Here is a 24,189-nt window from a genome sequence, read left to right as displayed (position 1 = left end):
TCACCTCGGATTCGCCTGATTCTTGCCTGCCCCTATAGTTCCATCTGACGCCGACAGGCCCCAAGCGGCACCCCCGAATCGATCCCGAGAGCGGCCATGACCAACGCACTTCCCGCAGGTAGATACCCGTCGGGTTCCGGTCCGAGCGGCATTCGGCAGGCACCGAAACGTGCGACGAAGATCGCACTGATAGCGCTGGTCCTGCTGGTAGGGGTGGGCGTTGCCTACTACGGGTACAGCAAGTTCTCGGTCAAACCCATCGAAGGCAGTCAGCTCTCGTTCGACATCGTCGACGACTCCACGATGTCGATCAGGTTCAGCGTCACCCGGCAGGATCCCGAGCAACCGGCCGTGTGCATCGTCCGCGCTCGCTCGCGCGACGGGTCCGAGACCGGCAGGCGCGAGGTGTACATCCCACCGGAGTCGACGTCCACCTCCGTGGAGCTGACCACCGAGGTGACGACGTCGGCTGCCCCTGCCGTCGGCGACGTCTACGGCTGCAGCCTCGATGTTCCCGAATATTTACGAGCCCGATAGGCGAACTGCCTGTTCGTGGTAAGGTCGGGTCATACACGGCCGCCGAACAGGTGCCGTGTATTGCTGCATTGCGGGCAGGGTTCACCTGCGAACGATGACGACGGCTCCAGGATGTGGGCCGACCAAGGGGATCCAACCATTGGAGTCCCCTGTTCGTTGCGTGCCCTACCTGCTCAGAAACCGGAATCGACCTCATGATTCCGACTACGAGGGAGTGATCGAGATGACCGAGACCCAGGTGACCTGGCTTACCCAGGAATCACACGACAGGCTCAAGAGCGAACTCGACCAGCTCATTTCCAATCGCCCCGTCATCGCCGCCGAGATCAACGAGCGTCGCGAAGAGGGCGATCTGAAGGAGAACGGCGGTTACCACGCTGCACGCGAGGATCAGGGTCAGCAGGAAGCGCGCATTCGCCAGCTGCAGGAACTGCTCAACAACGCGAAGGTCGGCGAAGCGCCGACCCAGTCCGGCGTCGCACTGCCAGGCTCCGTCGTCAAGGTCTACTACGACGGCGACGAGTCCGACACCGAGACCTTCCTGATCGCCACTCGCGAAGAGGGTGCCCGCGACAGCAAGCTCGAGGTGTACTCCCCCGCGTCGCCCCTGGGCGGCTCGCTCATCGACGCGAAGGTCGGCGACACCCGTCAGTACACGCTGCCCAACGGCAAGACCATGAAGGTCACACTCGTCAGCGCGGAGCCGTACCACACGTAGATCTTCACCTTCTCGAAAAGACGACAGTGCACCCCCGGCCACTCAGTGGTCGGGGGTGCACTCGTCCGAGCAGGTCAGCACTGCTCGTACACGTATTCCGGATCGTTCGGAGCCACCAGAGCCCGGTCTCTCAGAATCGTGACGGACGGCCGATCCGTTCGAGCGCAGACCTGATCGAACGGTGCCGGGAGGTTGTCGGTGTACTCGATGTCGTACACCCGTGAGCCGTACGCCTGGGTGTACGAGCCACATTCGTCGTACGCAAGGCACTCCTCCGCCACGGCGAAGTCGAACCCGACGTCCTCGCGGATCCGACCGGCTCCGTCCGGCGTGTTCTTCTGCGCGATCTCCATGCCCGACGCGTGTGCCCGGTCCGCGTAGAGGCGCGCCAATGCCATGACCGAATCCTCGTCGATCAGGTCCGGAAATCGGGTCCAGGTGTCGAGGTTGTCGATTTCCACGGCGCTGAATCCCTTTGCCGCACAGGCGTCGATGACGGGCCCGAGAACAGTGTCGATCTCTGCCCGCTTCTGGGCGGTACTCGGGTCGAGGATGTTCTCGTCGGGCCATTCCGGATCGACGACGGTCTCCCCGCCCGCGTCGCGCAGTAGCAGTTCCGGATTCCACTCGGCACCGGGCTGCGTCTGCAGACCGTTGACGTAGCAGATCGAATACGCGCCGGTCAGCGGCTCGGCGGTGGAATCACGCACGACGGTGTCGAGGCCACCCTCGGCCTCGTAGGCCCCACCGAGTTGGTAGTCGAATCGTTCGGTGCTTGCCGGGTCGGAACTGCAGCCCCCGAGCGCTACCGCAGCGGCCAGCACACACGCCCTCGCCGCCGCGGTACGCATCAGGCAGTCATCGTCTTCTGGTACTTACGCACCGACAGCGGCACGAACACCACGAGCATCAACACGACCCAGATCAGGGTGTAGAGCACGGGGTTCTGCAGCGGCCACACCTCCGGCGGCGGTGCCATCGGGTTGGTGTTGCCGAACTGTTCACGCACGGCCAACGTCACCGACGAGATCGGGTTCCACTCCGCGATCGTCTTGAGCACGCTCGGGAAATTGTCGATCGGGACGAACGTGTTGGCGATGAACGTCAACGGGAAAATCACGATGAACGACGCGTTGTTGAAGATCTCGGGCGAACGCACCGTGAGTCCCACCAGCGCCATCACCCACGAGATCGAATACGCGAACAGCAACAACAACACGTAGCCGAGCAGCGCGTCGAAGAACGATGACGTGATGCGCCAGCCCACGATGAGTCCGGTGATCGACATGATCGTGATGGTGACGAGATTGTTGCCCACGTCGGCCGCAGTGCGCCCGATGACGACGGCCGATCGTGCCATCGGCAGCGATCGGAATCGATCCATCACACCCTTCTGCAGATCCTCGGCCAGTGAGGACCCGGTGAGGGAGGCACCGAAAATCATCGTCTGCACGAAGATCCCGCCCATCAGGAAGCTCTTGTAGTCGATGCCGGGTACGTCGATGGCACTGCCGAAGACGTAGGCGAAGAGCAGAACGAACATGATCGGCGACAGCATCGCGAAGAACAGCAGATCGGGAACTCGCTTGAGCTTGATCAGGTTTCGCTTGGTGATGATCGCGGAGTCCAGGAAAACGTTGCTCATTTCTCTTCCTCCGCCGTCTCGGGCTCGCCGGTGGTCTGACCGGTCAGACTCAGGAACACATCGTCGAGGTTGGGCCTGCGCAGTCCGACGTCGACCACGCCGATCCCCGCCGCGTCGAGCTGGGCCAACGCAGTGGACAGGTCTTTCGAGCCTCCGTTGACCGGCATGACAATCCTGCCCACCTGTTCGTCGAATGTGGGTGACTCGACGCCGATCGGGGCCAGAATCTGCTTCGCCTGATCTACCTGGGATCGATCGGTGAGCACGAATTCGACTCGCTCACCGCCGGTTTGGGCCTTGAGCTCGTCGGCCGTGCCGCGAGCGATGATCTTGCCCTTGTTCAGCACGATGATCGAATCGGCCAGGCGGTCGGCCTCCTCGAGGTACTGGGTGGTCAACAGAATGGTCGTGCCGTCGCGGACGAGATCCGCGATGAACTCCCACATGGTGATTCGGCTACGCGGATCGAGTCCGGTGGTCGGCTCGTCGAGGAACACAACCCGTGGTCGGCCGATCAGGCTGGCCGCGATGTCGAGTCGCCGACGCATACCTCCCGAGTACTGCTTGGCGGTGCGATCGCGTGCGTACTCCAGGTCGAATCGTGCGAGCAGTTCCTCGGCCCGCTTCTTGGCCTCCGCCTTGCGTAGGCCGAACAGTCGGCCGACCATCTCGAGATTCTCGTACCCGGTCAGGTACTCGTCCACGGCCGCGAACTGGCCGGTCAATCCGATCGTGCTGCGCACCTCGTTGGCCTGCGTCGCGACGTCGAGCCCGAAGATTCGCGCGGAACCCGACGTCGCCTCGAGCAAGGTGGCGAGAATACGGACTGCCGTCGTCTTTCCGGCACCGTTGGGGCCGAGCACACCCAGCACCGTGCCCTCGGGAACGGTGAAATCGATCCCGTCGAGCGCGACGTTCTTGCCGTACCGAAGTACGAGGTCCTCTACTTCTATAGCGTTCGCCATTGCCCTATCCCCGTTTCTCTACTGGTCGGTGTAAGGACTCGAGAACACGTAGAGATTAACCGGTCTTGATCGGACCGGGCGTCCACAGACCCGAACGCTTGACCTCTTCGGCTGTGATCTGCGCCGCCTGCGCCGACTCGTCGTACGGGATGTACTGCTCGATCGACCCCCAGTCGCGGTCCCAATCGCCGGACAGATACGACGGGATGGTGCGGGCGGAGGCGACGATGTCGATCCACCCGAGCGGCCCACCACCGAAGTGGTCCTGCCACGCGTTGGTGATGACGGCACCGCTGCGGTCCGGCAGCACCCGGTACTGCGGGACTTCGGCAACCCCGACGCGGTGATCGAACGGACGCTGGCAGGGGAAGTTGAAGCCGACCTCCCAGTCCAGCAGAACCGGAGCGTCACGGCCGACGACCTCGTTCAACGTCTGGGTACGCGGAACTCGCGGCGGGGTGATCGCCAACCACTGGTCGGAATCTCGATCGGTGTCGGCAAGCACGAGCCGAATCGTGTTGGCACCGGCCGGAATCTGATTCATGGGCACGCGCAGGTTGCGCCACGACGGCGTCGGGCCGATGTCGATGGGTGTCACGCGTCCCTGCGCCCGGCCGTCGACTCCGTACTCGAGTTCGAGGCTCTGCCCGTAGGTGACGATGCCGTCGGAGTTCACCGAGCGGATGCGTCCGGCAGCGGCGATCGAGATCAGGTCGCCGGGATCGGCAGGCAGTGCGTACCACCCGGTCGTCAGCGTGGCGGGGGCATCGGACCCGAACGAACCGAGCACCGGCACAGTGGCCGGATCGAGGCCGAACGGCAGTGCGCTGCCGCCGGTTCCGGCACCGGTGGTCGACGTCGGCTGCTGCTGCTCTCCCGTGTCGACGGTGTTCGAGGTGCCCGACGCCGAGGATTCCTTGTCTGCGGTGAGGTCGCCCGCCACACCATCGGGGGTGAACCCGTCGTTCTCTGCGCCGAGTGCGGCGAACGCGTCCCCGCTGACCGGTTGCAGCACATCGGCATTGGGCTTCGTCTCGAGCAACACGTCGTTCGCAAGACCGCACGTGTCACCGGTCAGCGCCGAGAGATTCGATTTCGCGACCGAGTACGACGGCCATTGCGCCACAGCGCCCTTGGCCATCGACGCGACAGCCACCAGCACCATCAGAGCGGCCCCGACAGCGATCGGCGGCACCGACCACCATCGCGCCATCGGTTTGTCGGTGAGCACATAGGGCGCGCGGAGGTGGAACCAGACGGCGGCGAGCAACAGCAGCAGGGTCAGGCCGAGGAACATGGTCGAGATGCCGAGACCGGCAACGAGGATCGGCTTGTCCCAGAATGGAACTCCCCACGCGGAGACGTACCAGTAGCCGTTGGTTCCGGTGAACGCGACGGCCAGCAGAAACGAGACCGACGCGGCGAACAGGAGTCGGTTGCGCCGCGATCGCAGTACCGCCGCACCGGTCGCCACGGCTGCCAGTACCGCAACCGATGCGGCGAGTCCGGCGAAGACACCGAAGTGGTGGGTCCACTTGGTGGGGGTGATCATCATCAGGGCCATCGCCCCGACGGTGATGCCGACGATGCGCCGTGCCGGACCCGTTGCGGTGCCCGGGATCTTGCCGCCCTTGCGCAGCATGGCGACGACCACCGCGATCAGCGAGACGATCATCACGAACACTCCGAAGCGGCGCGCGAGCGAGCCGTCGATGTCCATGTTCATCAGCCACTGGTAGCGCAGGTACTCGTCGAACCAGGCCTGGCTCGGCCCGGCGGCATTGTGCACCCGCTGCATCTCGAGCATGCCGGCCACGGTCTGGTTGCCGAATGCGAACACCAGCACCACCGTGCCCGACGCGATCAGCGGGGCGAGCAGCGTCAGCGCGCCCAGTGCTGTATTGCGCGGTGTTCTACAGCCCAAGTCCCGTGCTCGTGCGACGACGATCTGCACCACCGGCCGAGCCCCGGCGATCAGCGGTGCGAAGCAGATGAATCCTGAGGGTCCGCACGTGACTGTCAACGCAGCGATCAGAATCGCCGCGGCTGCGGGCAGCAACCTGCGGGTCGCGATCGAGCGCTCCACCGAGCACCACGTCAGCAACACTCCGAGCGCCACGAACGGCTCCGGGCGCAGGCCGTTGTTGTACGGCAGCCAGAACGCGAGCATCACCAGGCCGCCGGTCCACAGCGCGGTCTTCGACGCGCGAGCGGCCGCCCCGAACCTCGGGATCACCTCGCGACTGATGACGAGCCACACCACGACGGCGCAGATCAGCGTCGGCAGGCGCATCCAGACACTGGCCGTCGAGACGTGCGAGAGGAGGGTGAACATGTCGTACAGCGGTGTGCCGAACGGTGTCTCGGGCACACCGAAGTACCGGAAGTAGTTGGCCATGTACCCGGCGTGATCGGCCGTGCGCGCCATTCCCAACTGGTAACCGTCGTCGGAGGTGTTCGCGCCGATCAGATGCCACACCAACAGCGTCCCGATCACCACCGCATCGGCAGCGCCGAACGTCCACCAGCGACGCGGGAGGAACCGTCGGGCACGTCGGCCGTCGGACAGGTCGAGGCGGTGCAGTGCCACCAGCGAGATGCCCGTGGCGAGTACACCGACGATCATCGCGAACCACTTCAGCGCGCTCGGGGTCGACGAGAATCGACTGTCGAGCTGCGCTGTCAGCGTGAGGCCGTCGACGGTGCCTCGAAGATCGCTGAAGACTCCGACCAGCTGCGGTCGGACATCGCCCTCGCGCGTGACGGTCTCCGCACCGCTCAGCCCGACGGTGGTCGCCGTGCCGTTCGAGGTGATCGTCAACGCGCAGTCGGACAGTTCCGAGATCGGCTTCTCGAAGAGGACGGAATCACGCAACGTCACCTTCAGTTGCGATGCCTCTGCGCCCGTCACCTCACCGCCCGTCACCTCGGCAACGAGACCGTAGCGATAGGCGTCGGGCGATCCCTTGGGCGAGGTGGACAGCAACAGCCCGCCGTCGGGCAATCGATTCGCGGCAGCACACGGAACCGTCGCATCGACACCGATCGGGGTGTAGCCGACGAGCGGAGCTTCGACACTGCCGATCGTGTCCGACTGCGGCCACGTCAGGGAAGACTGCTGCTGCTCGATCGGCAACAGCGGTATCGCGATCGTCAGCAGAATTCCCAGGACAGCGGAGACGATCGCGACGAGCCGAGCCATACAAATATCCCCCACAGATGTCCTGGTACAAGTCGCTGATCAAGGTACCAGTCGAGTCCGAGCGGGCCTGGCGACACGAATCCGGTTCGGACCACCGTCGCTGTGGCACACTCTGACGGTGATCAGCCCGATGGCGGTGCATGTCGAAGGCACCGGCGCCGGCCGCATCACCGCGCGAATAACGACCCCATCGGGCATCGAGACACGAGTGACGACGGAGTCGAATTATCCGCTGGACCATTCCGCCACCCCCTGGCTTCCGCCGCTCCTGACAGCCGGGATGCGCAAGGGTTGGGATATCGCTTTCGATGGCCCCGTGGATTCGACCGCACTTCGAGGTGCGTCCGGAGCTCAGAAGATCTTCCTCGACTGGTACCCGAAGCGTTTTCGAGAAGTATCGATTTCGGCCGAACCCGCCCGCGTCGTGACCGGCGCGACGGGAGTGGGTTGTTTTTTCAGCGGGGGCGTCGACAGCTTCTACTCGGCGATCACCGAATCGGACCGCATCACTCACCTGATCTTCGTGCACGGTTTCGATATCGATATCGACGACGAGAGCCTGGCGGCCAGAGCCCTGGCCGGAGCCCGCGAGTCGGCGGCGGAGTTGGGCACGCCGTTGATCGAGGTGAAGACCACGATGAGGTCGGCCTTCGGCAACCGACTGCCTCTGGACTGGGGATACGACTTTCACGGCTCCGCGTTGGCGCACGTCGGTTTGGCGTTGTCGCAACACCTGAGCACCGTCATCATCCCGTCCTCGAACTGCCTCGAGGAACTGGCTCCGTGGGGCTCTCATCCTGACCTCGACCCGTTGTGGTCGAGTGGCACAGTCGTGTTCGAGCACCATGAGCTCGAGCTGCACCGTCTGGGCAAGATTCGTCGTATCGGCGAGAACCGGACCGCGATGAACCATTTGCGGGTCTGTTGGGAGAACCTCGACGGGGCCTTCAATTGCGGCAGGTGTGCCAAATGCGTTCGCACCCAGATCGGGCTGGCGGCCGCAAGGGCACAGTGCGCGACTTTTCCCGAATTCATCGATGTGCGCGCTGTTCGTCGAATGAATATGAGGAGCCGCGATCGCGGCTACCTGAAAACTGCGCTCGCCGCGCTGCAGGAGTCCGGCATCACCGACGCAGATCTGCGGCGGGCCGTGAACACAGCGATTCGACGAAGTTATTGGACACCGGCAGTCTTCTACATGCGCGTTGCAGGTTCACGTGTCAGCCAGGTGATCCGTCTACGTCTGCGGCGTTGAATCGGTTGTGTCGACCAGCAGGTCAGTTCTCCACGTGCACGGCGTACCCGGCCGCGCCCAAGGCATCGAGCACCGAACCGCGGTGGTCGGGTCCGCGGGTCTCGACGGTCAACATCACATCGACCTCCTCGAGGCCGAGACGTCCGCCGGTACGAGAGTGGACCACGTCGACCACACTGGCCCCGGCGTCGCGCACCACCCCGAGTACCCCGGTGAGTCCGCCCGGCTTGTCCGAAATGGTCACGCGTACAGCGAGATAACGTCCGCCCGCTCGGAGACCGTGGGTGATGACGTGGGTGAGCAGCAGCGGGTCGATGTTCCCGCCGGAGAGGATGGCGCACACCGAGCCGGTCAATCCGAGTTCGTCCGCGGAATGCGTCATCAGCGCCGCCACCGCCGCTGCCCCCGCCGGTTCCACGATCAGCTTCGCGCGCTCGATGCACAGCACCAACGCCCGCGACAGCGCATCCTCGCTGACGGTCACCACGTCGTCGACCCATCCCTGCACGTGATCGAACGGCACCGATCCGGGCAGCCCGATAGCGATGCCGTCGGCCATCGTCGACATCGATGTCAACGCGATCGGATGCCCTGCCTTCAGCGACGCCGGCCACGCGGCAGCGCCCTCGGCCTGCACGCCGACGATCCTGATATCGGGCTTGGTCAGCTTGACCGCCGCGGCGACACCGGCCAACAGTCCACCGCCGCCGGTGGGAATCACGATGGTGCCGACGTCCGGCATCTGCTGCAGCAGTTCGGTACCCAACGTCGCCTGCCCCGCGACGATGTCGAGGTGGTCGAACGGGTGAATGAGAGTGGCACCGGTGCGTTCGGCGAATTCCCTGGCCGACTTCAGCGCCTCGTCCACCGTGTTGCCCACCAGATGAACCGTCGCGCCGTAGGCCTTGGTGGCGACGAGCTTGGGAAGCGACACTCCCACCGGCATGAAGACCGTCGAGTCGATCCCCACCTGCGACGCCGCCCACGCGACACCCTGAGCGTGATTGCCTGCGCTGGCCGCCACGACCCCGAGAGCCCGTTCCTCGGCGTCGAGCCGGGCGATGCGGTTGTACGCCCCGCGCGGCTTGAACGATCCGGTGCGCTGCAGGTTCTCGCACTTGAGCCGCACCTCGTGGCCGGTCAGGTCCGACAGGATTCGCGAGGCCACCACAGGGGTCCGGCGCATGACCGGCTCCAGCAGCTCCTCGGCCGACGCAATATCCGACGCGGTCACCCGCACAATTTCCGACACGGTCGCAGTATGCCAGGAACAATTACTCTCGTGACGTCATCCGCCGCCGGTCGTCACTACAGTTGTGGAGCGCGTGCCGCACCACAGCGAGCCGCGACCGGCGCAAAGGATTCTCGGTGATGACGCAGGCTGGATCCGACGAGGTCGACAGCGACCGCGAGATGCGTGGCAGCGTCGAGATCAAGGATCGGGCCATGTCACGCACCGCCATCGCGGCGGCACTGAAGGATCCTCGGGTCACGCGCACCACGGGCGGCTTCTCGCGACTGACCGGTCGAGAACTCCCCCGCGCGGACGTCACCCTCGGCGAGGACACGATTGCCGTCAACCTCTACATCGGTGTGACCTGGCCGTCGCAGATCACCGAGGTGACCGAGTCCGTACACGCCACCGTCGAGGCCGCGTTGGCGACGATGACGGGGCTGCACGTGCATCGGGTGAACGTCCTGGTATCGGACACCACACTGGACACCGGCTACTCGTCCACCTCGAATACCGAAGCATCGCAGGTCATCCCACCTCGTCCACCCACCGCCGGGCCTGCCGCGATGCCGGTGGCACTGATGTTCGGGTTCGCACTCCTCGGTGTGGCCTTCGTCGCCGGCAGGGAATTCCTGATCGCACGCGGCCACCTCGGCGGTAGCCCGTGGATCGCCGACGCTGTGTCCTGGACAGCCCGATTGCACTGGCAGAGTTGGATGATCGCCGCCGCAATCGGTGCAGCCGTCGTCGGACTGCTCCTCGTGTTCATCGGGGTCAAGCCGCGAACGAAGACGCATTCCGGCCTGGGTGAATCGGCGTCGACCGTCTGGGCCACGCCGACCGACATAGCTCGATTGTGCAGTGCTGCAGCGCAGTCCACGCGCGGAGTCGCGGACGCACACACCGTCGTCACGCGCAGGAAGATCGAGGTGCAAGTCGCGCGTGACGGGGCCGTCGATGCCGAGCACGTCGACGCAGCCGTGCGGGAGGCACTCGCTCCGACACTGTCGGTTGCTGCGGGCGGACGGCGACTGACGGTGACGCAGTCGGTGGCAGCTCCGACGAGGGTGTCGTGATGAAGACGTTCGTCGCCGGGGTCGATCGACTCCTCGCGATCGTGGCCGGGGTGGGGTTGATCGCGGGAGGTAGCTTCGCGCTTGCCTGGCACTACGACGTTCCGTGGGCACGAGAGATGCTGTCTCGCTTCGATCGTGCGCGAATCGCCGCCCTACCGGAACAGGGCTGGTGGGTGCCGACGATGGCCGTGGTTGTCTGTATCGCAGTTGTCATGGCACTGCTCCTGTTGATCGGCAACTTCTCTCCGCGCACGACCGGAACGGCAAGCGTCATCGAGGAGCCCCATTTCTCGGCGCACGTGGACCTGAGCGCCATCGCCTCGGGGGTCGCCGCGGAGTTGGCCGAGTTCCCCGGTGTTCGACGCGCCCGCGGTACGGCGATCGACGATCGAGGACTGCCCACCGTCGCTGTGTCGGTTTATGCTGCAGCAGATTTCGATGTGGTCGCATTCACCGCCCGGGCCGAATCACGTGCCGCATTCGTGGCCGAATCACTCGCCGGTACACACGTCGCCACCCGAATTCAATTGCACGTGGACAAACGGCGGTAGCAGTCCCCGGCGGTACGGTAGAGCCATGACGGCATCGACGCGCAGTAGGTTCGAAAGATGGTCCGGCGGCATGCCCCTCGCGGTGCCCGTTGCATTCGGAGCGGTACTGGTAGTTGCCGCCTTCGCCTCGAAACTCGGCGGCAGTTCGGTCTACTTCTACGCCCCACTGGTGTTCGTCGCGACCGGGGCGATGATCTGGCTCAAAGCGCGACAGAACCGCGATCGAAGCTCCCTCGTCCACGCAGCTGTGGGGTCGGCACTGCTGGTCGGATCCGGCACCGTTGTCGCGGTCTGCGGACTGGCAGGAGGCCTGCTGTGGGACTCACCCACGTTCTGGGCGTCCATAGCCGTGGCCGCTGCAATCGCGGCACCGATCAGCGCCGGCATCAGTCCGTTCTCGTCGCCCGAGAATTAGTGCCGCTGCCCCTCCCTGTTCGGATCAATGCGGCTTTGTTGCACTCAGAGTGACTGAAATCCACATTGATCCGAACAGGTTGATGTCCTTCGTACGTGCAGCCCTCGGCACTTACAACCGCGGGTCCACCGGCTCGGATTCCAGTGCCAGGACGGCGAACACCGCCTGGTGGATGCGATACAGCGGCTCACCGCGCACCGAACGATCCAGCGCTTCCATTCCCAGTGCGTATTCGCGTAGGGCCATCGACTGCTTGTGTCCCACGTTTCGGTTACGCAGTGCAGTCAGTCGATCCGGGTCGGTGTAGTCGGCACCGTAGATCAGCCGCAGGTACTCTCGGCCGCGAACCTTCATGCCGGGCTGCATCTTTCCGCACGGAGCATTCGCCGCAGGCTTGACGACCATGCCCTCGCCGCCCTGCGCCGTCAACTCCTCCCACCACTTCTCGCCTGCCGCAACCGAATCCGGCGTCGACAGATCGACCTCGATTCGACGGGTGGTGGCGAACACCTCGGGAGCTGCTGCCACCAGTCGATCGGCAACGTCGAGGTGCCACGTGTGCGGACGATCCGCATACGTTTCGACGCTGGACGCCAGCACCTGAAACGGCGCAATCCGAACCCCGTCGAGTCCGTCCGTAGGCCAGATGTACCGCCGATAGGCGGCGGTGAACTCGCCCAGGTTGCCCTGCCGAACGGTGTTCCGTTCCAGCAACTCCTGCACATCCAAACCGCGCGATCCGGCCGATGCCAGCACCGCCGCCTCGGCCCCGAGATTCGCCCGAGACACCGCAGCGACCGCGGCGTACTCGGTCTTGATCAGGCCCTCCGCTTTGGCAGACCACGGCATCAGTTCGCAGTCGAGAATCAGCCAGCTCGAGGCCAATTCGTCCCACACACCGGCCTTCTCGATCGCGTCGGACACCCCGGTGATCAGCTCGCCGGTGAGCGACTCGTCGAACACCGGACGCCCCGTCCGCGTGTACGCGGTGCCGAGCACTCCCTCCGGCGCATCGAACTTCTCCCGAGCGGTGTCTGCATCTCGACACACCACCACGACCACCCGCGAGCCCATGTGCTTCTCCTCGCAGATCACCGTCGACGCACCGAGCGCGCGATACGCGTCGAATGCCTCCCTCGGATACTCGAGATATCCCTCGCGCTGCGATGTTCCACTCGGAGCCATCGTCGGCGGCAGATAGTGCAGCCACTGCGGAGCGAGTGCGAACCGACTCATCACTTCCAGTGCTCCCGCGGCATTCTCCGGCCGAACCGATACCCGCCCACGCAGCGACGTCTCGACCCCCGTCGGGCCGATCACGTCGGACAGATCGAGCGACGCTGCATCCCGCGTGAACGCGCCCATCGGGCGGGCAGGCTCGTACCAGACCTTCTCGGCCGGCACCGACACCACCTCGCGCTCCGGATAGCGCAGCGCCGTCAACTTCCCGCCGAAGACGCATCCCGTGTCGAGGCACGCAGTGTTGTTCTCCCACTCCACTTCCGGCACCGGCGTGTGCCCGTAGAGCACCGTCGCCGAGCCCCGATAGTCCTGCGCCCACGGATACCGCACCGGCAGGCCGAATTCGTCGGTCTCGCCGGTGGTGTCTCCGTACAGAGCAAAGCTTCGAACCCTGCCCGACGCCCGGTTGTGGTACTTCTCGACAAGGCCGGCGTGCGCGACGACGAGCCTTCCGCCGTCGAGCACGAGGTGCGCGACGAGGCCGTCGCAGAATTCGAGCACGTCCCGTCGGAACTGTTCCGGCTCGGCGGCGAGCTGTTCGAGGGTCTCGGCGAGACCGTGCGAAGTAGTCACCTTCCGGCCCCGCAGTGCCTTGACGAGCTTGTTCTCGTGGTTGCCCGGGACTGCCAATGCCGCACCGGCACCGACCATTCCCATCACGAGCCGCAGGACTCCCACCGAGTCCGGTCCGCGATCGACGTAATCACCGACGAACACCGCGGTACGACCGGGCGGCGGCGTTGCGCCGACCGCTCTACCGGCCTCGTCCCGCTCCACCGTGTAATCCAATGCTGTGAGCAAGCTTTCGAGCTCGTCGAGACACCCGTGGATATCGCCGATGACGTCGAACGGTCCCGTGAGCTCGCGGCGATCACTGCGCAGCGGGGTACGAACGAACGTCGCCGACTCCACCGCCTCCACACCGTCGAGTACGTGGACCGAGCGAAAACCTTCCTTGGACAGCCCCCGCATCGAGCGTTGCAACTGGGACTGCTGGCGGCGCAGCACGTCTCGGCCGAACGTCCTGTCGGAGCGTTCGGCGTTGCGCTGTGCGCACACGGCTTCCGGCACATCGAGTACGACGGCGACCGGGAGTACATCGTGTTCACGAGCCAGCGCGATCAGTGCTTTACGCGCGGCCGGTTGGACGTTCGTCGCATCGACGACAGTGAGCAAGCCGGCCCGCAACCTGGTTGCGACGAGAAACTCCAGCAGCGCGAACGCGTCCTTGGTCGCACTTTGCAGATTGGGATCGTTGCTCACCATGCCACGGCAGGCATCACTCGAGACCGTCTCGTACGGACCGAAGTGCTGCGCGGCGAACGACGACTTGCCGGAGCCGCTGATGCCGACGAGTACGACGAGGGACAGATCCGGAATGTCGAAGGTACTCATGGCGACTGCTCCTCTCGGGTGAATACTGCGATCTGGGTCGGGGTGCCGTGCATGTCGTCGACAGGGCCGATGCGGTCGAAACGAACCGAGTAGGCGTGGCCGTCGGCCACCGATGACGCCCACTGCTCGAACTGCGCGCGGGTGAACTCGAATCGGTGGTCGACGTGACGGAAGGTTCCTGGTTCGAGGCCGGGATACAGCACGTTGTACTCGGAGTTGGGTGTGGTGACGAGAACCGTTCGCGGACGTGCCTCGCGAAACACCGAACGCACCAATGCCGGAAGCCGGTCGAGGTCGACGTGTTCGATGACCTCCATGAGCACCATCGCGTCGAATCCTTGCAACCGAACGTCGCGGTACGTGGCCGACGACTGGACCAGCTCGATCCGAGCGCGCTGCCGATCGGGCATGTCGTCCACACGCAGCCTGCGCTGAGCCTTGGCAAGTGCACGATCACTCACATCGGCGCCGACAATCCGCTCGAAGTCGTTGTCTGCGAACAGCTCTCGCAGCAGTCGACCCTCACCGCAACCGAGGTCGATCACCGACTTCGCGCCGACCCCTGTCAGTGCCGCCAGTACGGCACGCACCCGTTGCTCGGCCAACGTGGGATCTCTCGGAGTGGCACCCTCTTCGGGCGCATCCGGGACGAGTCGGTCGAGCGCCGAGGCTACGAGTTCGCGACGGTGCGCCAGGTAGCGCGACGCGATCAACGAAGACTCCGGGTGATCGCCCAGCCAATCCCCTGCTGCTCGAACGAGTTTGTCGGCCTCGTCCTCGCCCACCCAATAGTGCTTCCCGTCGTCGAGCACGGGGAGAAGGACATACAGGTGCCGCAGCGCGGCCGACAGCGTGAAGGTTCCGGTCAAGACCAGATCGATGTACTCGGAGTTGCCCCAGTCGGGTCGAGTCGGGTCCAACGCGATGGCCGTCGCGTCGACATTCCACCCCAACGGACCGAACATCCGGGACGCGAGATCAGCGGCACCACGCGATGGTGCCGCCGGCAAAGCAATGGTCAGATCGATTGCAGCGGAAACCAATTCAGGACTTCCGGTGCACACGCCGGCGAGCGTCTGCTTGAACAGTCGCGACAGAGCCACTGCCAGTCCGGACGCGGCACCGTCGTTCAGCAGGACTGCGACGGTGGTGCGCTGGGCCGAGACTTCCGGATACAGCACTGTGGTGGTGCCCATGGGCAGGTTCCAGCTCTGCACGCGATCGGGGTGCTTGTGCAACAAATACCCGATATCGGAGGCATCCGGGAAATCGGTTGTGGCATTTGCAGTCACGGTCAGTAGCACCGCTGCGACGTTACGGGACAGCCGCGCCCGATGCGTCCCATTTTTCGGGGCCCTCGGGCCGCGTCAATGGACCACTGCATACGTCTGACCGCTGCAAGGGTCCATTCACCCACTGTGGGGTGGCCACCTCGGGCCGCGTCAATGGACCATTGCATACGTCCGAGCGGTGCAATAATCCATTGACGATCAGGGGAAGGGCGCACGCAAAAGCGGCACCCACCCGAAGGTGAGTGCCGCTCGAGTCGTGCTGGGTGGACCTAGATCACTTGACGATCTTCGTGACGCGACCGGCTCCGACGGTACGACCGCCCTCACGGATTGCGAAACGGAGGCCGACATCCATGGCGACCGGCTGGATCAGCGTGACGGACATCTCGGTGTTGTCACCGGGCATGACCATCTCGGTGCCCTCGGGAAGGGTCACAACGCCCGTAACGTCCGTGGTACGGAAGTAGAACTGCGGGCGGTAGTTGTTGAAGAACGGCGTGTGGCGGCCGCCCTCGTCCTTGGACAGGATGTAAGCGTTGCCCTCGAACTCCGTGTGGGGAGTCGTGGTGCCCGGCTTGATGATGACCTGTCCACGCTCGACGTCTTCGCGCTTGATGCCACGAACGAGGAGGCCGACGTTGTCGCCTGCCTGACCCGAATCGAGCAGCTTGCGGAACATTTCGATTCCGGTGACGGTGGTCTTGGTCGAGCCGGGGCGGATGCCGACGATCTCGACCTCTTCGTTGACGTTGACCGAGCCGCGCTCGATACGTCCGGTGACCACGGTGCCACGGCCGGTGATGGTGAAGACGTCCTCGACGGGCATGAGGAACGGCTTGTCGGTCTCACGGACGGGATCCGGGACGGAATCGTCGACAGCCTGCATGAGCTCCAGGACAGACGCGCCCCACTTCTCGTCACCCTCGAGTGCCTTGAGAGCGGAGACCTTGATGACCGGTGCGTCCTCGTCGAACTCCTGCGAAGCGAGGAGCTCGCGGACCTCCATCTCGACGAGCTCGATGATCTCGTCGTCGTCGACCATGTCGGCCTTGTTCAGTGCGACCAGGATGTACGGCACGCCGACCTGGCGAGCGAGCAGCACGTGCTCGCGGGTCTGCGGCATCGGGCCGTCGGTTGCTGCCACGACCAGGATTGCGCCGTCCATCTGTGCCGCGCCGGTGATCATGTTCTTGATGTAGTCGGCGTGACCCGGTGCATCGACGTGCGCGTAGTGGCGCTTCTCGGTCTGGTACTCGACGTGGGAGATGTTGATCGTGATACCACGAGCCTTCTCCTCCGGAGCCTTGTCGATCTGATCGAAAGCCGATGCCTCGTTCAGGTCCGGGAACTTGTCGTGCAGAACCTTGGTGATTGCAGCCGTCAGCGTCGTCTTACCGTGGTCAACGTGACCGATGGTGCCGATGTTGACGTGCGGCTTCGTCCGATCGAACTTCGCCTTCGCCACTGTGTGTCCTCCTGGACTGATCTGTGCGTACCCCTGCGGGGCAAGCACGCGTATGTGTTGTTTCTTATTACAGGTCGAGCGTGGTCCAGCAAACGAAGAGAATTACTCTCCGTTCACCTTCGCGATGATTTCCTTCGCGACGTTCGCGGGAACTTCTGCGTACGAATCGAAGACCATGGAGTAGTTTGCGCGGCCCTGCGTCTTCGACCGAAGGTCTCCGATGTAGCCGAACATCTCCGACAGCGGAACCAGTGCCTTGACGATACGGGCACCGCTGCGTTCCTCCATGGCCTGAATCTGACCACGGCGGGAGTTCAGGTCGCCGATGACCTCACCCATGTAATCCTCGGGCGTGATGACCTCGACGGCCATGACGGGTTCGAGAATGACGGGGCTGGCCTTGCGGGCGGCTTCCTTGAACGCTTGTGAGCCGGCGACCTTGAAGGCCATTTCCGACGAGTCGACGTCGTGGTACGCACCGTCGAGCAGTGTGACCTTGACGTTGACCAGGGGGTATCCGGCGAGAACACCGTACTGCATGGCGTCCTGAGCACCTGCGTCGACCGAGGGGATGTACTCCCTGGGCACACGACCACCGGAGACCTTGTTCTCGAACTCGTAGGTCGCACCGTCTTCGCCCTCGAAAGGCTCGAGCTTGATGATGACCTTCGCGAACTGGCCGGAGCCACCGGTCTGCTTCTTGTGGGTGTAGTCGTGCTTCTCGACCGTCTTGCGGATGGTCTCGCGGTACGCGACCTGCGGCTTGCCGACGTTGGCCTCGACCTTGAACTCGCGACGCATACGGTCGACGAGGATGTCGAGGTGCAGCTCGCCCATGCCGCCGATGACGGTCTGGCCGGTGTCCTCGTCCAGCTTCACCGAGAAGGTGGGATCCTCTTCGGCGAGCTTCTGGATTGCTGTTCCCAGCTTCTCCTGGTCGGACTTGGTCTTCGGCTCGATCGAGACCTGGATGACCGGGTCCGGGAAGCTCATGGACTCGAGGATGATCTGGTTCTGCGGATCGCAGAGCGTGTCACCCGTCGTGGTGTCCTTGAGGCCGATGACGGCGTAGATGTGACCGGCAGATGCGGTCGCGATCGCGTTTTCCTTGTTGGAGTGCATCTGAAAGAGCTTGCCCAGACGCTCCTTCTTGCCCTTGGTCGAGTTGATGACCTGAGCGCCGGAGTCGACCTTGCCCGAGTACACCCGGACGTAGGTCAGCTTGCCGAAGAAGGGGTGAGTCGCGATCTTGAACGCGAGAGCTGCGAACGGCTCGTCTGCGGACGGCTTGCGAGTGATCTCCTTCTCCTCGTCGCCGACGGCGTGTCCGATGGTCTCGGCAACGTCGAGGGGAGACGGGAGGTAGTCGATGACCGCGTCGAGCATGGGCTGAACGCCCTTGTTCTTGAACGCGGATCCACACAGGATCGGGTACAGCTCGCTGTTGACCGTCATCTTGCGGATGGCAGCCTTGATCTCCTCGATCGTGAGCTCTTCGCCGCCGAAGTGCTTCTCCAGAAGCGCTTCGTCGGACTCGGCCACGGTCTCGAGCAGCATTTCGCGGTACTCGTCTGCGCGCTCCTTGAGATGTTCCGGGATCTCCTGGATCTCGTACTTCTCACCGAGCTTGGTCTCGCCACTCCACACGAGAGCCTTCATCTGCACGAGGTCGATGACGCCCTCGAAGTCGTTCTCAGCGCCGATGGGCAGCTGGATGACCAGCGGCTTGGCACCGAGACGATCGATGATGGTCTGCACGGTGTAGTAGAAGTCCGCGCCGAGCTTGTCCATCTTGTTGACGAAGCAGATACGCGGCACGTCGTACTTGTCGGCCTGACGCCACACCTGCTCGGACTGCGGCTCGACACCTTCTTTGCCGTCGAACACTGCGACAGCACCGTCGAGGACGCGGAGCGAACGCTCCACCTCGACGGTGAAGTCGACGTGACCGGGGGTGTCGATGATGTTGATCTGGTTGTCGTTCCAGAAGCACGTCGTGGCAGCAGAGGTGATCGTGATGCCACGCTCCTGCTCCTGCTCCATCCAGTCCATGGTGGCTGCGCCATCGTGAACTTCACCGATCTTGTACGAGATACCGGTGTAGAAGAGGATGCGTTCGGTAGTGGTGGTCTTGCCGGCATCGATGTGGGCCATGATGCCGATGTTGCGGACCTTGAGTAGGTCGGTCAGCACGTCCTGTGCCACGAGTTAACCCGCCTTGGTGTTGGAAGAGGTATTGCCTGAGCTGATCAACGCTCCGGCGGTATCGGATAGTTCCGAATACCGCCCGAGCGAGGAGATCACCAGCGGTAGTGAGCGAACGCCTTGTTGGCTTCGGCCATCTTGTGAGTGTCCTCACGACGCTTCACAGCGGCACCGAGGCCGTTGCTGGCGTCGAGCAACTCGTTGGCCAGACGCTCGACCATGGTCTTCTCGCGACGAGCGCGCGAGAACGTGACCAGCCAGCGCAGTGCCAGCGTGGTGGAGCGGCCGGGACGAACCTCGACGGGCACCTGGTAGGTGGCACCACCGACGCGACGGCTGCGAACCTCGAGGGCCGGCTTGACGTTGTCGAGTGCACGCTTGAGCGTGACGACGGGGTCGGTGCCGGTCTTCTCGCGAGCCTGCTCGAGCGCCTGGTAGACGATGCGCTCTGCGGTCGACTTCTTGCCGTCGAGGAGAATCTTGTTGACGAGCTGCGTGACCAACGGCGATCCGTAGACCGGGTCGTTGATCAGCGGCCGCTTGGGTGCTGGGCCCTTGCGTGGCATATCAGCTCTTCTCCTTCTTGGCTCCGTAGCGGCTGCGAGCCTGCTTGCGGTTCTTGACACCCTGGGTGTCGAGCGAGCCGCGGATGATCTTGTAACGCACACCCGGGAGGTCCTTCACACGACCGCCGCGAACGAGCACCATCGAGTGCTCCTGCAGGTTGTGACCCTCACCGGGGATGTATGCAGTGACCTCGACCGAGGAGGTCAGACGAACACGCGCGACCTTACGGAGAGCGGAGTTCGGCTTCTTGGGGGTGGTGGTGTACACGCGAGTGCACACGCCACGGCGCTGTGGACTGCCCTTGAGGGCAGCGGTCTTCAGTTTCGCGACCTTGTCGGTGCGTCCCTTACGGACCAGCTGGTTGATCGTTGGCATAAACCGGCTTTCTTCGTGTCGATGAACAGGGATCTAGCAGTTGGAGCAAGAGAACACTGCTCCTCACCCGGTACCGCTGCTGCTCCGGTACTACTTCTGCGGGTCTCTTGCACCCCGCGGTCGGGTGTGTCGCATACCCCCACACGTCCAGCCGGTTGCGCGCTCTTCGAGCGAACGTGCGCACGGCTGTACCTCGCATAGGCACACAAACGGTCCGGCCAGGCCGGACACGACCCATAACGATACCCGGCGGCGTCACCTCGGGTCAAAACACCCCTCGTGTGGATACGCGGGCTATCGACTGAGGTTCAGCGTGAGATCGGCGAGCTTCGCCGCGGCCTGGCATGGATCGGGATGAGCGGCGTCCGGCTGGTACTGCACCCACCACCCGAAGATGCCGTCCCGATCCGCACCGGCCGAGACTCCACACGACGCGGAGTCATCGGGACGCTGAGCCTGGATTGCCTTGCGGCCCTGCACTGTTGTGTCGGTGACGGTGTACATCATCTTCTCGTCGGCGGCCCGCTCGGCCGCCAGAGTGCCGGACTCGAACCAGTTGAACGTGACCTTCACCGTGCCCGCCGAGCCGACGAGATCCCACCGGCAGATGGCCCCGAAGAAGCCACGTTCGATGGCGTCGGCGCCGGTGGTCTCGGCGATCTGGTCATCGGAGACCGCATCGCACTCGGTCAACAACTCGGTGAATTCTTGGCCACCGGATCCACCGAAGCTCGCCGGTCGCGCGGTTCCCTCGACGGTCTGGGCGCATCCGGCGACGAGCAACAGGGTCGACGCCGCCGCGATCACTCGTCTGCGCGTCATTGCTTGCGCTCCACAGCCAGCGTCGCGAGCTCGTTTCCGACATCGCACGGCGGGCGCGCCGCAGGTTCGAATGAGTACGTGATCGACCAGTGGAAGAAGTCGTCGCCGAACTGCACGCCGATCTCGCACAGCGCACCCATCTCGGCCTCGAAGCCGGGGTTGCCGTCGATCTCGATGTCTTTCGCCGGACGGCCGATCAGCTCGGAACCGGCGCGTTCGCGTCCGATGGGGCTGCCGCGGTACCAGGAGAAGCTGACGCCGGGCCCGCCGAACCCCGTGGTCTCCCACTGGCAACCGACGGAATTACGGGTGATCTGCGCGAACGGGCCTGCACCGAACGCGGACTGCACCTCGGCGTCGGTGATCGATCCGCATTCGCCGAAGAAGGGGCCGGGCTCGTATGCCGCGGTGGTCGGGGCAGTGTCCTCCGGTGCCGCAGCGTCCTCCTCCGCACCGCCGCAGCCGGCGATGAGTACAGCTGTTGCCGACACGACCATCGCGAATCGTCTCGTCATCTGCAGGGGCTCACGTCTACGGGGGCTCACATCTACGGGGCCGAGAATCCGCCGACGCCGGGAATGGCGAACAGAATGCCGTAGGCGACGACGTGTGCGGTGAACAGGACCGGGCCGCTGCCGGTATCGGCGACGACCGGCCCCGAGGGCTCGAACACGCCGTTCCCCTGCTGGCAGATCGGTGCGTTCACCGACCCGGTGCGTCCGTTGGCGATGTTGACGAAGTCGACCTGCAGGCTGGCGAAGTTCTGATAGGACGTGCAGATCCGCGGCTCGGCGGCGCGGCCCCAGATGTGGGTCAGTCCCGGCGTCTCGGTGCTGGCGACCTCGATCGTCCCGATCCACTGATCCGGCACGACGAGTCCGCCGACGGTGACCCCGAGGTTGGGGATCTGCAGAACGGGGACGGGAACCGGTCCGGGCGGGGGTGCAGGCGCGTTCTCGGTGGGTGCAGGGGGAGCATCGGCAGGCGGTTGGGCCTGTGCGACCGGCGCGAGGGCCATGGTGCCCACAGCCGCGAATGCCGCTGCGAGTAGACCGAATCGAGTCCGACGAGCCATACCTGTGTGTCTCCTGATCCTTTGGAAGCGAGTCGCCACACGTTACCGCGAAGCGGCGAGCTTCCGGCCCTGGACGTAGACGCCGACGATGGCGGGCTCGCGCATCGCCATCAGCAGAGCGAACAGGGTCTGGTCGCGGGCGAGCTCGGGATCGTCGGCGCGAACGCCGTGGTCGACTGCCGCCGCGAGCTGCGGCCATGCGGACGGATCGACCACGACGAAGTCGGCTTCCTTGCCCGCGTCGAAGTTGCCGATTCGGTTCTCCATGTCCAGCGCGCGGGCCCCGGCGAGTGTTCCGGTGAACAGCAATTCGGCGGGATGCAGGGACAGTCCGGCATCACAGGCCTCGGAGATGTGCACCTTGAACGCATCGGCCAGGACCTGCGGCAGCAGCCACTCGTCACCGCCGCCGAAGTCCGACCCGATGGCGATGTTCACCCCCGCGGCAACGGTTCGCAGCCACGGCATGGTGCCCGAGCCGAGGAACTGCTGCGAGGTGGGACAGTGCGCGATGGACGTGCCGGTCTCTGCCATTCGCGCGAGTTCGGCGTCCTGACAGTGCACCGCGTGGGCCAGGATGGTGCGCCGACCCAGGAAGCTCTTTCCACCGACCTGCGAGCCCGGCAGAAACTTGCCGTCGTAGGTGTCGAGGTACGTGTGCACCCCGTAGGCGTTCTTGGTGGCGTCGATCTCGCCGGTTCCCGGCCGGTTGTTCTCGTTCAGGTGTGTGTGGAAGTAGACACCTCGCGCGCGGACGGAATCGTAGAGCTCGCCGAGGTTCTTCAGCGTCTCGGTCGTCACCGAGAGCGAAAACCGCGGTACGACGGCCACGTGCAACAACGCCGTGTCGACATCGCCGGTGTCGGCTGCGTGCCACCTCTCGATCTCCTCGGACACCAGCCGGATGGCCTCGTCCTCACCGGTGATCAGGGCCCGCGCCGACGCCGGCCCGGTGGTCTGGACTCCACGTCCACTGACGATGCGCAGCCCGTGCTCGAGCGTCTCGGAGAACAGCGAGTCCTGCGCATGCGGGAACGCCGATCCGAACACCATCGCCTGCGTAGTTCCGGCCCGGATTCGCGCAGCACAGAAATCTCTGGCCGCAGCGGCAGCGAACTCGGGATCGGCGAACCGGGACTCGGACGGAAAGATGCAGGTGTTCAGCCACTCGAGGAGTTGCCCGCCGCCGTAGGAATCTCCGGCGTAGGTCTGCGGAAAGTGAATGTGCGTGTCGACGAACCCAGGCAACAGAAACCCGGGTCGATGATCCGCAATCGGCACCTGCGCGAATCGACTTGGGAGAGAGTCGAACTCGCCGCAGAACTCGACCTTCCCCTCGTCCGACACCACGAGCACACCGTCGGGAATCGACACCAACGAGGCCGACGCGTCCGTCACGGTGGGCGAGCCTGCGACGTGAAAAATATGGCCGCGGTGCACGCGTGCGGTATCGGAAGTCACCCGCCAGACTCAAGCACAGGTTGCGCTGCGGCGCAGACCGTGTGGGTCTAACGCGCTCCCGCCGGAGCGGCGGACAGCCGCGCGTTCAACGACGCATCCAATACCTCTGCCCACGAGCGCACCACCTCGGCACGTCGTCGTGCGTCGTCGGTGAGGACATCGGCCAGGCCAAGACCGCGAGCGAGGTCGAGTGTTGCCTGGACGAGCCGGTGCGTGACGGGATCGTTGTCGTCGACACCGAGGTTCTCGACGGCCATCTGGTGGGCTCGACGACCGAATCGTTCTTCGAGAGGGACGATCCGATCGCGCAACTCGGGGTCGGCCGACGCCGCAGTCCAGACCTGAAGTGCCGCTTTGAACATCGGTCCGGTGTAGTACTCGACGAGCCGCTCCACCACCAGTTTCGTCCGGCCGGGGCCCGCCGGAATCTCCTGTGCCTCGCGGCGAGCGCTGTCCATCCGAGTGTCGAACATGTACTCGAGCGCTCCGGTGATCAGGTCCTCACGCGTCGGGAAATGATGCTGGGTCGCGCCGCGGGAGACGCCGGCACGTTCGGCGACCACGCCGACCGTCGTGGCAACCCAGCCCTGCTCCGCGAGTGAATCGATCGTCGCCTCGAGCAGTCGCTGACGCGTCACCCTGCTGCGGTCCTGCTTGGGTTCGCGCGCCATCACCATCGCCATACTCCCTAC

General features: G+C 64.5%; 22 protein-coding genes. 6 read left to right on the top strand and 16 right to left on the bottom strand.

The genetic code is table 11. From position 1 onward, the window contains the following. The first annotated feature begins 96 nt into the window (after positions 1 to 96). Positions 97 to 537, top strand: a complete 441-nt coding sequence (locus tag R4P57_RS09510; RefSeq protein ID WP_317802584.1) for a DUF4307 domain-containing protein — start codon at positions 97 to 99, stop codon at positions 535 to 537. A 223-nt stretch (positions 538 to 760) separates the two neighbouring features. After that, positions 761 to 1,255: a transcription elongation factor GreA gene (gene greA, locus R4P57_RS09505; RefSeq protein WP_008714076.1), complete on the top strand. Its 495-nt coding sequence runs from the start codon at positions 761 to 763 to the stop codon at positions 1,253 to 1,255. A 74-nt stretch (positions 1,256 to 1,329) separates the two neighbouring features. On the opposite strand, the gene R4P57_RS09500 is transcribed toward greA, so the two are convergent. The 4 genes from R4P57_RS09500 to R4P57_RS09485 are packed head-to-tail and all read right to left on the bottom strand — an operon-like array spanning position 1,330 to position 7,067. Then, a complete protein-coding gene (locus tag R4P57_RS09500; RefSeq protein ID WP_317802583.1) occupies positions 1,330 to 2,106 on the bottom strand; it encodes an endo alpha-1,4 polygalactosaminidase in 777 nt (258 codons plus the stop codon). After that, complete coding sequence (locus R4P57_RS09495; protein WP_121873348.1) at positions 2,106 to 2,900, bottom strand: ABC transporter permease; 795 nt, start codon at positions 2,898 to 2,900, stop codon at positions 2,106 to 2,108. The genes R4P57_RS09500 and R4P57_RS09495 overlap by 1 nt, the downstream gene beginning before the upstream one ends. Further along, complete coding sequence (locus R4P57_RS09490; RefSeq protein WP_317802582.1) at positions 2,897 to 3,865, bottom strand: ATP-binding cassette domain-containing protein; 969 nt, start codon at positions 3,863 to 3,865, stop codon at positions 2,897 to 2,899. Before R4P57_RS09490 ends, R4P57_RS09495 begins: the two co-directional genes overlap by 4 nt. A 55-nt stretch (positions 3,866 to 3,920) precedes the next feature. After that, complete coding sequence (locus R4P57_RS09485; RefSeq protein WP_317802581.1) at positions 3,921 to 7,067, bottom strand: arabinosyltransferase domain-containing protein; 3,147 nt, start codon at positions 7,065 to 7,067, stop codon at positions 3,921 to 3,923. Positions 7,068 to 7,185: 118 nt separating this feature from the next. On the opposite strand from R4P57_RS09485, the gene R4P57_RS09480 reads away from it, so the two are divergent. Further along, entirely contained in the window at positions 7,186 to 8,322 is a 1,137-nt protein-coding gene (locus R4P57_RS09480) for a hypothetical protein (protein ID WP_317802580.1), read from the top strand. 22 nt (positions 8,323 to 8,344) lie between these two features. Here the strand turns inward: R4P57_RS09480 and ilvA are convergent, their stop codons facing one another. Further along, complete coding sequence (gene ilvA, locus R4P57_RS09475; protein ID WP_317802800.1) at positions 8,345 to 9,508, bottom strand: threonine ammonia-lyase; 1,164 nt, start codon at positions 9,506 to 9,508, stop codon at positions 8,345 to 8,347. A gap of 185 nt (positions 9,509 to 9,693) precedes the next feature. On the opposite strand from ilvA, the gene R4P57_RS09470 reads away from it, so the two are divergent. The 3 genes from R4P57_RS09470 to R4P57_RS09460 are packed head-to-tail and all read left to right on the top strand — an operon-like array spanning position 9,694 to position 11,598. Beyond that, positions 9,694 to 10,632 (top strand): Asp23/Gls24 family envelope stress response protein, encoded by a 939-nt coding sequence (locus R4P57_RS09470; RefSeq protein WP_317802579.1) that lies wholly within the window; start codon positions 9,694 to 9,696, stop codon positions 10,630 to 10,632. Then, complete coding sequence (locus R4P57_RS09465; protein ID WP_317802578.1) at positions 10,632 to 11,183, top strand: hypothetical protein; 552 nt, start codon at positions 10,632 to 10,634, stop codon at positions 11,181 to 11,183. Before R4P57_RS09470 ends, R4P57_RS09465 begins: the two co-directional genes overlap by 1 nt. 25 nt (positions 11,184 to 11,208) lie before the next feature. Further along, entirely contained in the window at positions 11,209 to 11,598 is a 390-nt protein-coding gene (locus R4P57_RS09460) for a hypothetical protein (protein ID WP_317802577.1), read from the top strand. A 111-nt stretch (positions 11,599 to 11,709) separates the two neighbouring features. Here the strand turns inward: R4P57_RS09460 and R4P57_RS09455 are convergent, their stop codons facing one another. The 11 genes from R4P57_RS09455 to R4P57_RS09405 all read right to left on the bottom strand — a co-directional run bounded on the left by R4P57_RS09455 (position 11,710) and on the right by R4P57_RS09405 (position 24,168). Continuing rightward, the gene (locus tag R4P57_RS09455) at positions 11,710 to 14,235 is read right to left on the bottom strand and encodes a polynucleotide kinase-phosphatase (protein ID WP_317802576.1); all 2,526 of its coding nucleotides are present in this window, start codon (positions 14,233 to 14,235) and stop codon (positions 11,710 to 11,712) included. After that, positions 14,232 to 15,527 carry a 3' terminal RNA ribose 2'-O-methyltransferase Hen1 gene (locus R4P57_RS09450; RefSeq protein WP_317802575.1) on the bottom strand — a complete coding sequence of 432 codons (1,296 nt, stop codon included), beginning with the start codon at positions 15,525 to 15,527 and terminating at the stop codon, positions 14,232 to 14,234. Before R4P57_RS09450 ends, R4P57_RS09455 begins: the two co-directional genes overlap by 4 nt. 274 nt (positions 15,528 to 15,801) lie before the next feature. Further along, positions 15,802 to 16,992 carry an elongation factor Tu gene (gene tuf, locus R4P57_RS09445; RefSeq protein WP_317802574.1) on the bottom strand — a complete coding sequence of 397 codons (1,191 nt, stop codon included), beginning with the start codon at positions 16,990 to 16,992 and terminating at the stop codon, positions 15,802 to 15,804. 102 nt (positions 16,993 to 17,094) lie between these two features. Then, positions 17,095 to 19,197, bottom strand: a complete 2,103-nt coding sequence (fusA, locus tag R4P57_RS09440; protein WP_317802573.1) for an elongation factor G — start codon at positions 19,195 to 19,197, stop codon at positions 17,095 to 17,097. A 95-nt stretch (positions 19,198 to 19,292) separates the two neighbouring features. Continuing rightward, complete coding sequence (gene rpsG, locus R4P57_RS09435) at positions 19,293 to 19,763, bottom strand: 30S ribosomal protein S7 (RefSeq protein WP_003941856.1); 471 nt, start codon at positions 19,761 to 19,763, stop codon at positions 19,293 to 19,295. Position 19,764: 1 nt separating this feature from the next. After that, positions 19,765 to 20,139: a 30S ribosomal protein S12 gene (gene rpsL, locus R4P57_RS09430; RefSeq protein WP_008714048.1), complete on the bottom strand. Its 375-nt coding sequence runs from the start codon at positions 20,137 to 20,139 to the stop codon at positions 19,765 to 19,767. A 294-nt stretch (positions 20,140 to 20,433) separates the two neighbouring features. After that, a complete protein-coding gene (locus R4P57_RS09425; protein WP_317802572.1) occupies positions 20,434 to 20,961 on the bottom strand; it encodes a DUF3558 domain-containing protein in 528 nt (175 codons plus the stop codon). Beyond that, positions 20,958 to 21,476: a DUF3558 domain-containing protein gene (locus R4P57_RS09420; RefSeq protein WP_317802571.1), complete on the bottom strand. Its 519-nt coding sequence runs from the start codon at positions 21,474 to 21,476 to the stop codon at positions 20,958 to 20,960. Before R4P57_RS09420 ends, R4P57_RS09425 begins: the two co-directional genes overlap by 4 nt. Before the next feature lie 32 nt (positions 21,477 to 21,508). Beyond that, positions 21,509 to 22,036: a hypothetical protein gene (locus R4P57_RS09415; RefSeq protein ID WP_317802570.1), complete on the bottom strand. Its 528-nt coding sequence runs from the start codon at positions 22,034 to 22,036 to the stop codon at positions 21,509 to 21,511. 42 nt (positions 22,037 to 22,078) lie between these two features. Continuing rightward, entirely contained in the window at positions 22,079 to 23,497 is a 1,419-nt protein-coding gene (locus tag R4P57_RS09410) for a guanine deaminase (RefSeq protein ID WP_317802569.1), read from the bottom strand. Positions 23,498 to 23,544: 47 nt separating this feature from the next. Next, on the bottom strand, positions 23,545 to 24,168 hold the full coding sequence (locus R4P57_RS09405; RefSeq protein WP_121873594.1) for a TetR/AcrR family transcriptional regulator: 624 nt from the start codon (positions 24,166 to 24,168) through the stop codon (positions 23,545 to 23,547). Positions 24,169 to 24,189 lie beyond the last annotated feature (21 nt).

Source organism: Rhodococcus sp. IEGM 1330 (assembly GCF_033142445.1).
In the GTDB taxonomy this organism is placed as follows: Bacteria; Actinomycetota; Actinomycetes; order Mycobacteriales; family Mycobacteriaceae; genus Rhodococcoides.
The sequence above is the reverse complement of the archived record's forward strand: the minus strand, read 5'-3'. Positions and strand labels throughout refer to the sequence as shown.

Bases quoted from the DNA above. Each gene is read 5' to 3' on its own strand.
- R4P57_RS09510 (WP_317802584.1), top strand. From the start codon at position 97: ATGACCAACGCACTTCCCGCAGGTAGATACCCGTCGGGTTCCGGTCCG.
- greA (WP_008714076.1), top strand. From the start codon at position 761: ATGACCGAGACCCAGGTGACCTGGCTTACCCAGGAATCACACGACAGG.
- R4P57_RS09500 (WP_317802583.1), bottom strand. From the start codon at position 2,106: ATGCGTACCGCGGCGGCGAGGGCGTGTGTGCTGGCCGCTGCGGTAGCG.
- R4P57_RS09495 (WP_121873348.1), bottom strand. From the start codon at position 2,900: ATGAGCAACGTTTTCCTGGACTCCGCGATCATCACCAAGCGAAACCTG.
- R4P57_RS09490 (WP_317802582.1), bottom strand. From the start codon at position 3,865: ATGGCGAACGCTATAGAAGTAGAGGACCTCGTACTTCGGTACGGCAAG.
- R4P57_RS09485 (WP_317802581.1), bottom strand. From the start codon at position 7,067: ATGGCTCGGCTCGTCGCGATCGTCTCCGCTGTCCTGGGAATTCTGCTG.
- ilvA (WP_317802800.1), bottom strand. From the start codon at position 9,508: ATGCGCCGGACCCCTGTGGTGGCCTCGCGAATCCTGTCGGACCTGACC.
- R4P57_RS09470 (WP_317802579.1), top strand. From the start codon at position 9,694: ATGACGCAGGCTGGATCCGACGAGGTCGACAGCGACCGCGAGATGCGT.
- R4P57_RS09465 (WP_317802578.1), top strand. From the start codon at position 10,632: ATGAAGACGTTCGTCGCCGGGGTCGATCGACTCCTCGCGATCGTGGCC.
- R4P57_RS09460 (WP_317802577.1), top strand. From the start codon at position 11,209: ATGACGGCATCGACGCGCAGTAGGTTCGAAAGATGGTCCGGCGGCATG.
- R4P57_RS09455 (WP_317802576.1), bottom strand. From the start codon at position 14,235: ATGAGTACCTTCGACATTCCGGATCTGTCCCTCGTCGTACTCGTCGGC.
- rpsG (WP_003941856.1), bottom strand. From the start codon at position 19,763: ATGCCACGCAAGGGCCCAGCACCCAAGCGGCCGCTGATCAACGACCCG.
- rpsL (WP_008714048.1), bottom strand. From the start codon at position 20,139: ATGCCAACGATCAACCAGCTGGTCCGTAAGGGACGCACCGACAAGGTC.
- R4P57_RS09425 (WP_317802572.1), bottom strand. From the start codon at position 20,961: ATGACGCGCAGACGAGTGATCGCGGCGGCGTCGACCCTGTTGCTCGTC.
- R4P57_RS09420 (WP_317802571.1), bottom strand. From the start codon at position 21,476: ATGACGAGACGATTCGCGATGGTCGTGTCGGCAACAGCTGTACTCATC.
- R4P57_RS09415 (WP_317802570.1), bottom strand. From the start codon at position 22,036: ATGGCTCGTCGGACTCGATTCGGTCTACTCGCAGCGGCATTCGCGGCT.
- R4P57_RS09405 (WP_121873594.1), bottom strand. From the start codon at position 24,168: ATGGCGCGCGAACCCAAGCAGGACCGCAGCAGGGTGACGCGTCAGCGA.